Annotated in this window: 12 protein-coding genes and 1 pseudogene; 5 read left to right on the top strand and 8 right to left on the bottom strand. The window is 64.6% G+C overall.

The window, feature by feature from the left end; all coding sequences use genetic code 11:
- Window positions 1-9: 9 nt before the first annotated feature.
- Window positions 10-1,029, bottom strand: coding sequence for a transporter (locus tag ACVIHF_RS10930; RefSeq protein WP_057019751.1), 1,020 nt, complete (start codon window positions 1,027-1,029; stop codon window positions 10-12).
- 142 nt (window positions 1,030-1,171) lie between these two features.
- A complete protein-coding gene (locus ACVIHF_RS10925) occupies window positions 1,172-1,954 on the bottom strand; it encodes an acetoacetate decarboxylase (protein WP_253609120.1) in 783 nt (260 codons plus the stop codon).
- Between the two features lie 239 nt (window positions 1,955-2,193).
- Between ACVIHF_RS10925 and ACVIHF_RS10920 the strand changes: the two genes are divergently transcribed.
- The gene (locus tag ACVIHF_RS10920; RefSeq protein ID WP_456792031.1) at window positions 2,194-3,357 is read left to right on the top strand and encodes a patatin-like phospholipase family protein; all 1,164 of its coding nucleotides are present in this window, start codon (window positions 2,194-2,196) and stop codon (window positions 3,355-3,357) included.
- 105 nt (window positions 3,358-3,462) lie between these two features.
- Here the strand turns inward: ACVIHF_RS10920 and ACVIHF_RS10915 are convergent, their stop codons facing one another.
- The gene (locus tag ACVIHF_RS10915) at window positions 3,463-5,022 is read right to left on the bottom strand and encodes an acyl-CoA carboxylase subunit beta (RefSeq protein ID WP_456780861.1); all 1,560 of its coding nucleotides are present in this window, start codon (window positions 5,020-5,022) and stop codon (window positions 3,463-3,465) included.
- Window positions 4,952-5,926 carry an IclR family transcriptional regulator gene (locus ACVIHF_RS10910; protein ID WP_310880451.1) on the bottom strand — a complete coding sequence of 325 codons (975 nt, stop codon included), beginning with the start codon at window positions 5,924-5,926 and terminating at the stop codon, window positions 4,952-4,954. The genes ACVIHF_RS10915 and ACVIHF_RS10910 overlap by 71 nt, the downstream gene beginning before the upstream one ends.
- 129 nt (window positions 5,927-6,055) lie before the next feature.
- Between ACVIHF_RS10910 and ACVIHF_RS10905 the strand changes: the two genes are divergently transcribed.
- The 4 genes from ACVIHF_RS10905 (at window position 6,056) to glsA (ending at window position 11,683) form a co-directional block, all read left to right on the top strand.
- Window positions 6,056-6,277, top strand: a complete 222-nt coding sequence (locus tag ACVIHF_RS10905; protein ID WP_016847177.1) for an acetyl-CoA carboxylase biotin carboxyl carrier protein subunit — start codon at window positions 6,056-6,058, stop codon at window positions 6,275-6,277.
- A 153-nt stretch (window positions 6,278-6,430) separates the two neighbouring features.
- On the top strand, window positions 6,431-7,594 hold the full coding sequence (locus ACVIHF_RS10900; RefSeq protein ID WP_456792030.1) for a TAXI family TRAP transporter solute-binding subunit: 1,164 nt from the start codon (window positions 6,431-6,433) through the stop codon (window positions 7,592-7,594).
- Between the two features lie 143 nt (window positions 7,595-7,737).
- On the top strand, window positions 7,738-9,801 hold the full coding sequence (locus tag ACVIHF_RS10895; RefSeq protein WP_253609123.1) for a TRAP transporter permease: 2,064 nt from the start codon (window positions 7,738-7,740) through the stop codon (window positions 9,799-9,801).
- A 22-nt stretch (window positions 9,802-9,823) separates the two neighbouring features.
- A complete protein-coding gene (glsA, locus tag ACVIHF_RS10890; RefSeq protein WP_253609124.1) occupies window positions 9,824-11,683 on the top strand; it encodes a glutaminase A in 1,860 nt (619 codons plus the stop codon).
- A 189-nt stretch (window positions 11,684-11,872) separates the two neighbouring features.
- Here glsA and ACVIHF_RS10885 read toward each other — a convergent pair whose 3' ends face one another.
- The 4 genes and pseudogenes from ACVIHF_RS10885 to ACVIHF_RS10870 all read right to left on the bottom strand — a co-directional run bounded on the left by ACVIHF_RS10885 (window position 11,873) and on the right by ACVIHF_RS10870 (window position 15,760).
- Window positions 11,873-12,400, bottom strand: a complete 528-nt coding sequence (locus ACVIHF_RS10885; protein WP_253609125.1) for a carboxymuconolactone decarboxylase family protein — start codon at window positions 12,398-12,400, stop codon at window positions 11,873-11,875.
- Between the two features lie 577 nt (window positions 12,401-12,977).
- On the bottom strand, window positions 12,978-13,337 hold the full coding sequence (locus ACVIHF_RS10880; RefSeq protein ID WP_092085482.1) for a Zn-ribbon domain-containing OB-fold protein: 360 nt from the start codon (window positions 13,335-13,337) through the stop codon (window positions 12,978-12,980).
- A pseudogene (locus tag ACVIHF_RS10875) lies at window positions 13,334-14,472 on the bottom strand (thiolase family protein). Before ACVIHF_RS10875 ends, ACVIHF_RS10880 begins: the two are co-directional and overlap by 4 nt.
- Window positions 14,473-14,593: 121 nt before the next feature.
- Window positions 14,594-15,760, bottom strand: coding sequence for an acyl-CoA dehydrogenase family protein (locus tag ACVIHF_RS10870; RefSeq protein ID WP_253609127.1), 1,167 nt, complete (start codon window positions 15,758-15,760; stop codon window positions 14,594-14,596).
- Between the last annotated feature and the right edge of the window lie 9 nt (window positions 15,761-15,769).

Here is a 15,769-nt window from a genome sequence, read left to right as displayed (position 1 = left end):
GCGCTCGCGCTATTTGACGATGCCGAGCCGCCGCATCAGCAGATAAGCCAGCAGCGCCGACCCGATCAGAAGGCCGGCCGCGACCAGGAACCCGCTGTCGACGTCGGTCAACGGCAATCCCTTGGTGTTCATGCCGAAGATGCCGGTGACGAGCGTCGGCGGCAGCAGCATCATGGTGACGACGGACAACGCGTGGAGGTGCTTGTTGCTCTCCTCCTCGAGCTTGAAGCGCAGCTCCTCCTCGAGCAGGCGGCTGCGCTCGTGCAGTTCCACGATGTCGTGGTCGAGGCCGTCGAGCCGCTGCGCGAGCTTGCCGGCCTGCAGCCGCAGCGCCGGACTGAGATTGTCGGTGTTCTTCTGCTCGAGCCGGTGAAACAGCACGCGCAGGCCGGCGAGCTGGCGATGCAGGCGCACGCAGGTGCGGCGCATCCGGCTCAGATTCTTGCGCAGCTCCGATCCGGTATCCTCGGCGAGCACCCGCTCCTCGATCGCATCGATATCGGTGCCGATTTTGTCGGCCATGCGGTCCATGGTGTCGGCGATCTCGTCGACGATCTTCTCCAGCAGCGCCGCGACGCTGCCGACGCGATGGCCGCCCTCGAGCACGCGGCGTGTCGCATCGGCGGAGCACAGCGCCTGATGGCGGCCGCTGACCAGGAGGCGTTCGGTCATCGCAAAGCGGAGAAAGCCGGTCTCCCGGGTCGCGGCGTCGATATCCCGCACCAGATCGGAAAACACGCCGTAGACGCAATTGTCGACGACGTGGATCTGCTGGAAATTGTCATTCGACAGCAGCAGGTCCCGCGCCAGCTGCGGGATGTGCATGTTGGCGAGCCATGCCCGGGTGCGAACGTCGGTCAGGTTGAAGTGCAGCCACAGCCTTCCGTCATGGCTCGGTTCGATCGGCGCATCGATCGGAAGCGCCTCGGCACGGCCGTCGTGATGCAGGCGGAACGCCCAGACCAGACCGGGGACCGCCTCGCGGGTCAGCAGCGACCCGACCGGAGCGGGAGGTGGATCAGCCAGCATGGCCCGCCCCCAAGGCAATCGATAACGCAACCGCGCGAAATGACATGTTCAAGACCTCGCCCACGCGCAACGCTGAGCAAGCGCGTCCCTTCGACGCAACATAGGAGGACGCGCCTGTTACAGTTTTATGTCAGCGACCGCCCTACTCCGCGGCCAGGCCGGTCGGCGCCGCCTCCGCAGCCTCCTTGTTGTAGTCATGCACGACGCGGCCGAACGGCAGCGTCAGATCGGCGAGGAAGTGGTGCGCGCCGACGACACGCTTGACCGGGAAATCGGCGACCGGTGCATTGACATGCGGCACCAGGTGAAGCCGGCCGGGTCCGATCCAGGAGCCCTTGACGACGATGTCGGTCAAGTTGATCGCGACCAGCTGGCAGACCTCGAGATGGCCGTCGACGCCGGGGATCATCTTCAGATTAACTTGCGTCTTCGACAGCGTCGCGCGGGTGACGTCGCCATTGCCCGCCATGCTCTCGTGCTTGTAGCCCATCGTGCCCATCGCAACGAGCTGGCCGGCATATTCCAGCGTGCCGGTCAGCGTGTCCTTGACGATCTCGAGCTTGGGATGAGCGTACTTCTTCGGAAAGCCCCAGATCTCGCGGCCGGCCGCGATCGGCGGATCATCGTCGAGATACATCTGGCAGACGAAGTTGACCTCTTCGCCATGCAGGCGCGCGGGGATCACGAGGCCGGACTCGGTGTAGCTGCCGAAGCCGAAGCTGTCGGGCATCTTGATCCATTCGTAATGCACGATCGCCTGCTCGATCGACTCCAGCGGCTCGGGCAGGCCGGCGCGGATCAACTCCGGATCGGTCTCATAGGTGATGACGAGGAATTCGCGATCGATGAAGCGATACGGACCGGCGGGATAGCTCGGGCCGGCGGCCGGCATCGACGGAAGCTTGAGCAGATCTTCCCTGCGCATCGCAATAACCCCTGTTTGAAAAGTTTACGCGGAAGCTAACGGCCGAGATTGACAGCGATGTGAGGAATTTCCGTCAGGCGCATGACCGCGGTTACGCGTCGTGACCCGCGTCGCGCTACTGGGGCCAATGCTAACCATGCAGGCAGCCATGCCGGATGCGCCTTGCGCGGCCGCCGCAATTGTCATCACGGCGTCATCGGCGCGCTGAATTCTCGCCGCGAATTTCTGGAGTGTCTGATATGGACGCGCGAACCCCGCATTTCGACGACATCGAACACGCGACGCCGGGCCGGCGTCCAGAAGGCTGCGATCGTGTGGCCCTGGTCCTGCAGGGCGGCGGCGCGCTCGGCGCCTATCAGGCCGGCGTCTATCAGGCGCTGCATGAATCCAACATCGAGCCGGACTGGGTCTGCGGCGTCTCGATCGGCGCGATCAACTCGGCGATCATCGCCGGCAATCCGCCCGAAAAGCGGCTGGAGCGGCTGCACACATTCTGGGATCGCATCACCAGCCGCAAGATCTGGCACTACACTCCGGACGGCGACGTCTTCCGCAAGGCGCGCAATTTCACCAGCTCATGGCTGACGACCACGCTCGGACAACCCGGCTTCTTCACCCCGCACCAGGCCAATCCGTGGTTCAGCCCGGCCGGCGCGCGCACCGCCACCAGCTACTACGACACCACGCCGCTGCGCGAGTCCTTGCTCGAGCTGGTTGATTTCGACCGCATCAATTCCAAGAAGATACGCTTCGCGGTCGGCGCAGTGAACGTGCTCTCCGGCAACTTCATCTATTTCGACAATGCCCATGACGAGATCATTCCCGAGCACATCATGGCGAGCGGCGCGCTGCCGCCGGCGCTGCCGATGGTGAAGGTCGGCACCGATCATTTCTGGGACGGCGGCATCGTGTCCAACACGCCGCTGCAGCATCTGCTCGACCAGGAAGACAACATGAATTCGCTGGTGTTCCAGGTCGACCTGTTCTCGGCGCGCGGCGCGCTGCCGCGGGACATCCAGGACGTGATGGCCCGGCACAAGGACATCATGTATTCGTCGCGCACCCGCTACAACACCGACGTCTATCGCAAGACCTACAATCTGCGCACCGCCCTGCACAATGCGCTGGGAAAAATCCCCGACGATCAGCTGTCGGACGAGGAGCGCCAGCTCAAGAAGGCAAACGCCCGGTTGCCGGGCATCACGCTATTGCAGCTGATCTATCAGCAGAAGGCCTATGAGGGCGACGCCAAGGATCACGAATTCTCCGGCACCTCGATGCGCGAGCACTGGGTGAGCGGGCACGAGGACACCAAGCGCTCGCTGAAGCGGCGCGAATGGATCAAGATGCCCGAGAACGGCATGGGCATCGTGATCCACGACGTGCATCGCGAAGCGGAGTAAATACGTGTCGTCGTTGCGAGGAGCGCAGCGACGAAGCAATCCATACCTCAGCACATGGTTATATGGATTGCTTCGCTGCGCTCGCAATGACGATTGAGGCGCCGCTTACGGCCGCGTCGACATGTTGCTCGGCGGACCAGCCTTGCGGATCGGTTCGGCGAGGCGCGCGAACTCGCAGAGCAGCGAGCGCGTCTTGCGCGGATCGATCACCTCCTCGACCCAGAACTTCTCGGCCGAGCGGAACGGCGAGCGCAGCTTGTTGAGGCGATCCTCGATCTCGCGCAGCTTGGCGGCGGGATCGGCGGCCGCATCGATCTCGGCGCGATAGGCCGCCTCGATACCGCCTTCGAGCGGCAGCGAGCCCCAATAGGCCGACGGCCACGCATAGCGCATCGAGAAGCGGTTGGCCGGCTGATGCACCACGCCGGCGACGCCGAAGGCGTTGCGGATGATGATGGTGCACCACGGCACCGTGCTCTGGTTGACCGCCGCCATCGCCCGCACGCCGTGGCGGATGGTCGCCGTCTTCTCCGCCTCGAGCCCGATCATGAAGCCCGGGCAGTCCATCAGATAGACCACCGGCAGATGGAAGGTCTCGGCGAAGTCGACCCAGCGCACCACCTTCTGGCAGGCGTCAGCGGTCCACGAGCCGCCATAGTGGAACGGATCGCTGGCGAGCAGCAGCACCGCCCTGCCCTCGATCCGCGCCAATCCGGTGATGATCGGGCGGCCGAAATTGGTGCCGACCTCGAAGAACGAGCCCTTGTCGACGACGGCATCGATGATCGGCCGCATCTTGTAGACCTGCCGGCGGTTGCGCGGCACGGCCTTGAGCAGCGATTGCTCGGCACGCTCCGGATCGTCGGTGCAGGGAATGGTCGGCGGCAGATCGTAGACCGACGACGGCAGATAGGACAGGAAGCGCCGCGCGTAGTCGAACGCCTCCTCTTCGGTCTCGACGGCCTGATCGATCGCGCCGGCGCGGGTCTGGATGTCGGCGCCGCCGAGCTCCTGCTTGGTCAGATCCTGCCCCAGGCGCTTCACCACCGGCGGGCCGGCGACGAACATCGCGGAGCTCTTGGTCATCACCGAGTAATGCGTGGCGGCAAGCCGTGCGGCACCGAGGCCCGCGACCGAGCCGAGCCCGAGACCGACCACCGGCACGCGCGCCAAATTGGCGGTCGTGTACCAGTACCAGCGCGTGCCGCCGACGCCGCCGGGCAGATTGGCGGCGCCCCTGGTCTCGATCGTCTTCACCGAGCCGCCGCCGCCGGAGCCCTCGATCACGCGAACGATCGGCAGGCGGAAGTCGTGCGCCATCTCCTCCGCCATCAACGGCTTGGCGGAAATCGATGCATCCGCCGAGCCGCCGCGCACGGTGAAGTCGTCGCCGACCACAACGACGGTGCGGCCGTCGACCCTGGCGCGGCCGAACACGCAGTTCGCCGGCGTCAGGTGCTTGAGTTCGTTGCTCTCGTCATATTCGGCGATGCCGGAGATGGCACCGACCTCATGGAAGCTGCTCTGGTCGACGAGCTTGTCGATGCGCTCACGAACCGTGAGCCGGCCCTGGTCGCGTTGCCGCTTGACCTTGTCAACGCCTCCCATCTCCCGCGCGAACGCTTCGCGGCGGGCGAGGTCGTCGAGTTCCGGCTTCCAGTTCATTCACTGCTCCCGTCTTGATGATTTTGTTGTTGTTATGGGCGGTCACCGGAAGCGTCTTGCGCTCGATCCGATTGCTGAAGATGTCGCCGTCGGCGCCTTCGAGCAGGCTGCCGAGCGCGGCGGCGAGCTCGACCATTTGCGGCGCGACCTCGCGATGCAGCCGCGCCTCGTCATACATCGCCGAGAGCAGGCCGATCGTGGTGACCACATAGGTCTGATACTGCGGCGACCACAGCGGCACCGCGACGCCGTTGATATGCGGGCTCCACAGGCCGCAGGCGACGACGTAGCCGTGCTCCTGCAAATGCCGGCGGTTGGCCTCGATGCGCGGCGTCAGCATCTTGGCGCTGTCGGGCAGCTCGCCCTCCATCTCCGCGATCAGCGCGTCGCCGACCGCGGGATCGAGCGCGGCCGTGTAGGCGTGGCCGGCCGCGGTGGTCGCCATCGAAATCCGGCTGCCGGTGGCCTCATGCAGGCCGAGCGCGTTCGCCGCGCGGGCGAACTCCAGATAGACCAGGTGAAAGCGGTCGGGGATGACGAAGCCCACCGTGCCGGGCAACTGATCGGCGACATCCTGCAGGCGCAGCCGGATCAGATTGCGCAGCTGCAGCCCCTTCATCATCGTGGTGCTCATCGCGACCGCGCTCGGGCCGATGCGATATTTCTGGTCGCGCGGCAGATAGACCAGCTGTCCCATCCGCGTCAGCGTGTGCGTCAGCCGCGACACCGTCGAACGCGGCAGACCGCAGCGGTTCGAGATCTCGAGATTGCCGAGCCGGGCCTCGTGTCCCTCGAAGCACCGCAACACATCGAAGGCGCGCGACACCACCTGGATGACATCGCCATCGCCTGTCTCGCTGGCGAGCATTCCCTGCCTGCTAAGCCGTTCCGAGCGCCTTCCCATCTGTTTGGCTCCATTCCGTCCTGCGGAATAAAATTCCACTTGCAGAAGAAGCTACCTCAGGCAATCTGCCGCCACAACAAAAAGCCGTTCGCCGGATGAAATTTCCGCAAGACGGTATCGGAGAGTGGAATGCCAGAGATCAAGGTTGTGACCGAAGTTGCCGGACGCGTTTGCGCGCTTCCTGTCGAGACCGGCAGCAGCATCGGCAATGGCGACGAGATTGCGTTCGTCGAAGCGATGAAGATGGAAATACCGGTCACGTCGACGGCAGCAGGCAAAATCAAGTCGATTCTGGTCAAGATCGACGATGTCATCGCCGAAGGCCAGGCGGTCGCGATCGTCGAGACCTGAGATCCCGTCCTTCCAGTCCGGCCGCGACAATCTGTCCGGTGATGCAGCGGCCGAAATCGCCGGCTTGCGCCGGAGGTAGCGTTGCCATCGCCGGATCACGATGCAATCATTCCGCCCGGAAAAGTTTCGCACAGCGAAACAAAGGGAGGAATTATGATCCATCGGCTGATGGCGCTCGCGCCTGCCGCTCTTGCCGGCATTTCGATCTTCGCTGCCCTGCCCGCCTCGGCCGAGGACGTCAAGCTGCCGCCGACCATGGCGGTGACCGCCTACGATACCGGCACCGCCGGCTTCAACATCGCGGTCGGCGTCGGCAAGATGATGAAGGACAAATACGGCACCGACGTCCGCGTGCTGCCGGCCGGCAACGACGTCGCGCGGCTCGCGCCGCTGCGCGCCAAGCGCGCGGTCTCCTCGGCGATGGGATCGGGGACCTATTTCGCGCAGGAAGGCGTGTTCGAGTTCGGCGCCAAGGAGTGGGGCCCGCAGCCGCTGCAGCTCATGCTGTCGTCGGTGGACTGCAATTGCGGCGCGCTCGGCGTGGCAGCCGATGCCGGCGTCAAGGAAATGAAGGACCTTCGCGGCAAGCGCGTCGGCTTCGTGGTCGGCTCGCCGGCGCTGAACCAGAACTCGCTCGCGATGCTCGCGTTCGGCGGCCTCACCCAGAAGGACGTCAAGATCGTCGAGTTCGCAAGCTACGGCGCGATGTGGAAAGGCCTGATCAACAACGACACCGATGCCGCGTTCGGCACCACGATCACCGGCCCGGCCAAGGAAGCCGAGACCTCGCCGCGCGGCCTGATGTGGCCACCGCTACCCGCCGACGACAAGGAAGGCTGGGCACGGGTGAAAAAGGTCGGCTCGTTCTTCTTCCCGCAAACCGCAACCTGCGGCGCCGGCATCTCGCCGGACAAGCCGATCCAGCTCGGCAATTACCCTTACCCGATCTTCGTCGCCTATGCCGCGCAGCCGGTCGACCAGATCTATGCGATCACCAAGGCGATGATCGTCAACTACGACGCCTACAAGGATTCGGCGCCCGGCGCCGCCGGGCTCGGTGCCAACCGGCAGACCAAGAACTGGGTCGTCCCCGTGCATCCCGGCGCGGTGAAGGCGCTCAAGGAAACCGGCCACTGGAGCGACGAGCAGGAGGCGCACAACAACACGCTTTACAAGCGCCAGGAGGTGCTGGCCGCCGCCTGGACGGATTACGGCAAGTCGAGCCCGCCGTCGGACGACAAGGCCTTCCTCGATGGCTGGATGAAGGCGCGCGCTGCCGCGCTTGCGAAAGCCAATATGCCCAATGGCTTTGAGTGAGACCCGCCAACGCGCGATGAGATCGGGTTAGTCGTCATCGCGCTTGCGCCCGTTCGAGCATGGTGCTTCCGGAAAACCGCTTCGCACTTTTCCGGATCATGCTCTAGGCTACGGGCAAAACGGACAACATTGGGGGATGCGTAATGCCCGAGAACGCCGCGGCTGCGCCTGCGAAAAGAATCGAGTTTGAAGATCCGCATGCCGGTCTCGACAATCTGCAGGAGGCCGAGGTCACGCGCGTGCGCACCCTGCGCGGGGTGTGGCGCTGGGCACTGGTGGTCGCAACCGCCGCAACCATCCTGCTCTGCATCAACCAGCAATTCTCGCTGCGCTTCTTCATCGACTACACCCAGCTCAACACCGAATATTTCTATCTCTTGATCGCGCTGATGCTGCCCTTCACGTTCCTGATCTTCCCCGGATCGGAGCGCGCGCCGCTGAACCGCATTCCCTGGTATGATCTCGCGCTCGCCGTCGCGACCTTCGCCGCCTCGATCTGGCTGATGCTGAACGTGCGCAAGGCGGCGCAATATGGCTGGGAGTCCGACGGCGCCCCGAGGAACGTCATCATCGCCGGCCTCGTGATGTGGGTGATGCTGATGGAGGCGCTGCGCCGGACCGGCGGCTGGAGCCTCCTGCTCAGCGTGCTGCCCTTCACCGTCTATCCGCTGTTCGCCGAGGCCAGCTGGCTCGGGCCGTTCCGCGGCTCGCAGCTCACGCTCGACCAGACCACCGCCTATCACGTGTTGTCCGGCGAGAGCCTGCTCGGCATTCCGATCCAGGCCTTCGCCGATACCGTGATCGGCTTCCTGGTGTTCGGCACCGCGCTGATGATGACCGGCGCCGGAAAATTCTTCATTAACCTCGCCTTCGCGCTGTGCGGCACGTTCCGCGGCGGCGCCGCCAAGGTCTGCATCTTCGCGTCCGGCCTGCTCGGCATGATGTCGGGCTCGATCGTCTCCAACGTGCTGACCGCCGGCACGATGACGATCCCGGTCATGAAGAAGAGCGGCTTCCGCGCCTCCTATGCCGGCGCGATCGAGGCCTGCGCCTCCACCGGCGCCGTGCTGGCGCCGCCGGTGATGGGCGCCACCGCGTTCGTGATCGCGCAGTTCCTCAATATCAGCTACGCGGAGGTCGCGGTGGCCGCGATCATTCCTGCGGCGCTCTACTATGTCGGCCTGTTCATGCAGGTCGACTCCTACGCCGCACGCCACGGGCTGAAGGGCATTCCGCGCGCCGAGCTGCCGCGCGTGATGGATACGATCAAGAACGGCTGGTATTACGTCTTCGTCATTGCGCTCCTGATCGTGATGCTGCTGTATTTCAAGCGCGAAAGCCACGCGCCGTTCTACGCCACCGCGCTGCTGCTGGTGCTCAACCAGATCTTCTCCAAGGAGAGCCGCTGGACGCTCGGGACGATCGGAAAATTCCTCGAGGTCAATGGCCGCACCTTCGTCGAGCTGGTCGGCATCCTCGCCGGTTGCGGTCTGCTGATCGGGGCGTTCTCGATGACCGGCGTGGTCTCGAGCCTCGCCAACGATCTGTTGACGCTTGCGGGCGACAACGCGTTCCTGCTGCTCGTGATGTGCGCCTTCACCAGCCTGATCCTCGGCCTCGGGCTGACCACCACCGCCTGCTACATCTTTCTCGCCATCCTGGTCGCGCCCGCGCTGGAGAAGCTCGGGCTGAACCGGATGGCGGTGCACATGTTCATCTTCTATTGGGGCATGCTGTCGTCGATCACCCCGCCGGTGGCGATCGCCTCCTTCGCTGCGGCCGGCATCGCCGGCTCGCCCGCGATGAAGACCGGATGGGAATCGATGTGGGTCGGCAGCATCATCTATTTCATCCCGTTCTTCTTCGTGCTGAACCCGGCGCTGGTGATGCAGGGACCGAGCCCCTATCTCGCCGGCCTCGGCCTGATGGCGCTCGCGGCGTGCGGCACGCTGTTCATCTGCGGCGGCATCCAGGGCTATCAGGCCTTCGTCGGCGACCTCCGCGGCGCCGGTGCCCTGGAATGGCCGCTCCGGGTGCTGCTGGTGATCGGCGGCTTCGTGCTCGCGACGCCCGGCGGCGGCATCAACCCGCTGTCGCAGCTGCAGGTGTCGCTGCTGGGGGTCGCGATCCTCGCCCCGACGCTGTTGATCGCGTTGCTGCTGGTCCGCCGTCAGGCGCTGGTTCCGAACCAGTTGCGCGCGCCCTGATTGCGATGCACAACAGGAGGCGATGAAACGATCGCCTCCTCCCGTCACCGCCACCACCACGGCCTGGTCCAGCTCGAAGCCGCCGCTGCTGCGGTTTCTGCACACCTGTTACGCAGACTTCCTGCCGGAGACCGCCGGCGCGGTGGCCGACTACATCCCCGAGCTCGGCAAGGCCGACCCTGCCCATTTTGGCATCAGCCTGGCGACGCTCGACGGCCACGTCTACGAGGTCGGCGACACCAGGGTGCCGTTCACCATCCAGTCGATGTCGAAGCCGTTCGTGTTCGCGCTGGCGCTGGACACGCTGGGCGCCGAACGAGTGGAAAGCGTGATCGGCGTCGAGCCATCCGGCGACCCCTTCAACTCGATCCGGCTCAATGCCGAGAACCATCCGTTCAATGCGATGGTCAATGCCGGCGCGATCGCCTGCTCCGGCCTGCTCCACGCCGACAAGGGCGACGGCGCGTTCGACTATATCCGCCAGGCGCTCGGCCGCTTCGCCGGGCGTGAGCTCGATGTCGACGAGGCGGTCTACGCCTCTGAGAGCGCCACCGGCGACCGCAACCGGGCGATCGGTTATCTCCTGCGCACCAACAGCGTGATCACCGAGAACGTGCCTGCGGTGCTCGATGTCTATTTCCGGCAATGCTCCATCCTGGTCACCGCGCGCGACACCGCCGTGATGGCGGCTACGCTCGCCAATCGCGGCATCAACCCGCTGACCGAGGAGCAGGTGGTGACGCCCTACGCCATCGCGCGCACGCTATCGGTGATGACCTCGTCGGGCATGTACGACTATGCCGGCGAATGGATCTACCGCGTCGGCATTCCCGCCAAGAGCGGCGTCGGCGGCGGCATTCTCGCGGCACTGCCGGCGCGGCTCGGGCTCGGCAGCTATTCGCCAAAACTCGACAAGCACGGCAACAGCGTGCGCGGCATCAAGGTGTGCGAGACGCTGTCGGCGCATTACGACCTGCATATACTGAACCGCAGCGACGACGCCCGCCACAGCATCATTGCCGACTACAATATCGGCAAGAACCCGTCGCGGCGGGTGCGCCGGCCGCAAGAGCAGGAGACCCTGGCAAAGCACTTCCAGGAGGTGCGCGTGATCGAGCTGGTCGGTACGCTGTCGCTTTCCAATGTCGACTATGTCTCGCGCCGCCTCGCCGGCAGCCCGCGGCCGGAATTCGTGATCTTCGATCTGCGCCGTGTCACGGCGACGACCCGCGCCGGCGCAAGGCTGGTGGCCGAAGCGTTCCAGGAACTCGCCGAGCTCGGCGTCACCGTGATCCTGTCCGGCATCAAGCGGACCTCGCGCGAATGGGCCACGATCAGCGAGTGGACCAGGCGGCTCGGCAATATCAGGGATTTCTACCTGCTCGACACCGCGATCGAGTGGGCCGAGGACCAGATCGTCTACCGCTACGGCGGCTCGATCGACTTCCTCGAGACCACGGAGCTTTCCGAGCAGCCGCTGCTCGCCGGATTGAGCGAAGCCGAGATTGCCGATCTCACCGCGCTTTGTACGGTCCGAACCTACCAGCAGAACGAGAAGGTCATCGCCGCGGGCAGTGAGGCGGCCTCGCTGTTCTTCCTGCGCAGCGGCGTGGTCCACGTCACTCTGCCCGACGGCATCCGGCTTGCGACGCTGACTGCCGGCATGGCGTTCGGCGAGATGGCGCTCTTGGAGCCGACGCGCTCGGCGGATGTGCTCGCTGACATGTCGGCGACCGCCTATGAGGTCACGATCAAGGATTTCGAACGCTTCCGCGAGCAGCACCCGCGCGCCGGCGAGCGGATCATGCGCAACCTCGCGCAGATCCTCGCCGATCGGCTGATCGTGGCGAATGCCAAGGTGGATCTGCTGACGTCGGGGTAGGTCTCTCTGTTCTCCCTCTCCCCGCCCTTCGCGGGGAGAGGGTCAGGGTGAGGGGCTGCATCCGCAAAATAACTTCGAGTTAGACTCGCGGAGATTCCCCCTCACCCGGACCGCATTCCGCTTCGCTGCATGCGCTCCGGCCTCTCCCCGCAGGCGGGGCGAGGCGAAGGACTCCGCGACGCGATCCGCTCAGCTCACCACTTCCGTGACCGGCTGCATGTCGATCTCGAAGGTCTCGAGAAATTTCGACGTCATGATGTAGAACCCGACCGAGAGCTGCAGCTCGATCAGCGCGGCCGGCGTCAGCTTCGCCGCGATCGTCTTGAAGGTCTCGTCGGTCGGCTTCTTCAGCTTGACGATCTCGTCGGTAAAGGCGAGCGCCGCGCGCTGCACCTCGTTGAAGCAGGTCGCGGACTGCCAGTCCTCGAGCGCGGCGTTCTGCTCGTCGGTGACGCCGACATTCTTGCCGATGCGCTTGTGCGCGACGATCTCGTAGGGCGCCTCGCAGAGAATGCCGGTGCGCGTGATCGCAAGCTCGCGGACGACGGGATCGAGCTCGCCCTTGTGGCGGATCGCGCCGCCGAGCCGGCAGTACTGTTCAAAGTAACTTGGCGAATGCGCCATCATGCGGAAGATATTGGCGTTGCGGTTCTTGTCGAGGATCTCGCGGGTCCGCGGGCTTGCCTTCGCGGGATCGGAGTAGTCGATACGGGCCATTTCCTAACCTTGATCTTGCTGTCGTTTCTGTCGGGTTCCGAAACACTAGAGCTTTTTCCGTTCCGATGAAATCGGAACGGGGCCCTAGATCCTTGTTTTGACGCGTTTTCTTGACGCGAACCGGTATCAACTTCGCTCGAAAACGCTCTGTACGAGCTGCTGTCGCAGGAGCAACACGCGCGAGTCAAATTGCCGCCGCATTCCCAGACAACGCTGTCACAGTCGATATTCGCTGAGTGGGGACTCGTCAAAAGCGAATACTCGACGCGGGGTGTTCCGAGTAAAAAATCCGGCCGTCTTGCGCGCAATTTGCGCAACGATGAGTCACGCCCAAGTCTAGGGGAAACGCATGAAGGAAGCCACCAAGAGGGCGGCCTCGGAAGCGCTTGCGCAAATGCTGGCGGTGACGGCAATGCTCGTCATCGCCAGCTTCATCTTTTATTGGCACTGAGGCATGATCCGGAAAAGTGTGTAGCGGTTTTCCGAAAGATCATGCCCAAAATGATCCGCAAACTATGAGGGGCAAGAGCGAACCAGTTTAGCCTGGTCTTGCGTTCTGACTGGATCGTTCAGCCCCTCATTTCGCCTTTGCGAAATATGGAACCAGCCTCCCCGCGAATTGCGTGAAGCGCGCCGCGACCTTGTCGCCGATGGCAAGGTCATTGTCGCCATGAGCCATCATGCGAAAGCCCTCGTCGGCATCGACAAGCACGATGTTGTACGGCACATGTGCCCGCGTCTCGGGCGTCGCGGCGCGGCAGACCAGCGAGGTCGCATACACCGTCCCTGCCCCGCTCGCGCGATGCTCGGCAAGATCGGGCGAGCCGCAGGCGGCGCAAAAGCTGCGGCGGAAATATTGCCGCGCGCCGCAGCCGTTGCAGGTCTGGTAGACGATGGCTTCAGTGCCCTTGGTCCAGTCCACGATCGGTCCGCTCATCGCACGCGCTCCAGGAACATGCTGACATGCGACGACAGCACGCCGCCATCGCCGTGCAGCAGCGCCACCGAGGCGTCGCGCACCTGACGATTTTCGGCGCGGCCGGTCATCTGCAGATGGGTCTCGATCAGATGCGCCATCGCGCCGCCGACGCCGCAATGGCCGTAGCTGAGCAGGCCGCCATGGGTGTTGAGCGGCATCTCGCCATCCTGATTGAAATAGCCGGCGCGCACCCGCGCCGCCGCCTCGCCGCGTCCGGCAAGGCCGAGATCCTCCAGCAGCATCGCGAGCGTGATCGTGAAGCTGTCATAGACCGCGGCGTAGCGCACGTCCGGGATCGCGACGCCCGCCGCCTGCTTCGCTTTCGCGATCGAAATCTCGGCGCCGAGTTCGCTCAGCGCAGGTGCTGCGGTGACGTGCTGATGGGTGTGTGCCTGGGCGCAGCCGCGGACGCGGACCTGCCGCTCGCCGGTCGGCTCGCGGCTGATCACACAGGCCGCACCGCCGTCCGACACCGGGCAGCAGTCGAGCAATTTGAGCGGCATCGCCACCGGCTTGGAGGCCATCACGTCGGCAACCGTGATCGGCTCGTGGAATTGCGCGCCGGGATGCGTCAGCGCGTGCTTGCGCATCAGCACCGCGAACTCGGCGAGGTCTGCCTGCGTGAGGCCGTATTCATGCATGTAGCGCGTTGCGACCAGGCCGTAGTAGGCCGGGATCGTCGGCCCCAGCGTCACCTCGTAATCGGGATGGCCGACCTGGGCCAGCGCCTGGATCGAGGCGTCGCGGCTCTGCCCGGTCAGCCGGTTCTCGCCGCGCCGACCACCAGCACGTGTTTTGCAACACCGGCATCGACCAGGTGATGCGCCAGCATGGTCATCGCAAGCCCGGTGGCGCCGCCGACCTGCACGGCGTGCGCGTAAGCCGGGCGAATGCCGAAGTGCTCGGCGAACACCGTGGCCAGCATGATATGCGGCGAGACCGTGGAGTAGCCGCAGAGGATGCCGTCGATCTCGGAGCGCTTCAGCCCGGCATCCGAGATCGCAAGCTCGGCCGCCTTGCTCATCAGGTCGAGCGAGGACAAGCCCTCATGCTTGCCGTAGGACGTGAGGCCGACGCCGGTCACGAAGCTCATCGTGTCTCTGCCCTCTCCATCGTCATTCCGGGGTGGTCCGAAGGACCATTCCCGGAATCTCGAGATTCCGGGTTCGATGCTTCGCATCGCCCCGGAATGACGCTGTGGGAACTTCCTGTCATCAATACGACTTCGGAAGGCCGAGCACCTTCTCGCCGATGAAGCTGAGGATCAGCTGTGGACTGATCGGCGCGATGCGCGGGATCAGCGATTCCCGCAAGTAGCGCTCGACGTGATACTCCTTGGCGTAGCCGAAGCCGCCATGGGTCATCACCGCCTGCTCGCAGGCATGGAAGCCGGCTTCCGCCGCGAGATATTTTGCGGAGTTCGCCGCGGGGCCGCAGGGCAGGTTCTGGTCATACTGCCAGCCGGCGCGCAGCACCATCAGCCAGGCAGCCTCCAGTTCCATCCAGCACTTCGCCAGCGGATGCTGGATCGCCTGGTTCATGCCGATCGGACGGTTGAACACGATGCGGCCCTTGGCATATTCCGACGCCCGCTTCAGCGCGATCTGGCCGAGGCCGACCGCTTCGGCCGCGATCAGGATGCGCTCGGGATTCATGCCGTGCAGGATGTATTCGAAGCCGCGGCCCTGCTCGCCGATGCGGTCTTCGACCGGGATCTCGAAATTCTCGAAGAACAGCTCGTTGGAATCGACCGGCTTGCGGCCCATCTTCTCGATTTCGTGCACGGTGACGCGCTTGCGGTCGAAATCGGTGTAGAACAGGCTGAGGCCATGGGTCGGGCTGCGCACCTCCTCCAGCGGCGTGGTGCGCGCGAGCAGCAGGATCTTGTTGGCGACTTGGGCGGTCGAGATCCACACCTTCTGGCCGTTGACGATGTATTTGTCGCCTTGGCGCACCGCGCGGGTCTTGAGCTGCGTGGTGTTGAGGCCGGTGTTCGGCTCGGTCACCGCGAAGCAGGACTTGTCGCGGCCGTCGATGATCGGCGGCAGCATGCGCTGGCACTGCTCCTTGGTGCCGAAGACCACCACCGGATTGAGGCCGAACACGTTCATATGCACCGCGGACGCGCCGGACATGCCGGCGCCGGATTCGGAGATCGTGCGCATCATGATCGCGGCATCGGTGATGCCGAGCCCGGAGCCGCCGTACTCCTCGGGGATGCAGATGCCGAGCCAGCCGGCATCGGCCAGCGCGCGGTGGAAGTCGGCCGGATAGCCGCCCTCCTTGTCCTTCTTCAGCCAGTAGGCCTCGTCGAAGCGCGAGCAGATCTTGGCGACGGCATCGCGGATCGATTCCTGGTTGGCGGAGAGTGCGAAATCCATCTGTCGTGC

It is taken from the genome of Bradyrhizobium sp. USDA 4506, from assembly GCF_054058795.1.
Note: the sequence above shows the minus strand (reverse complement) of the source record. Positions and strands in the feature narration are given on the sequence as shown.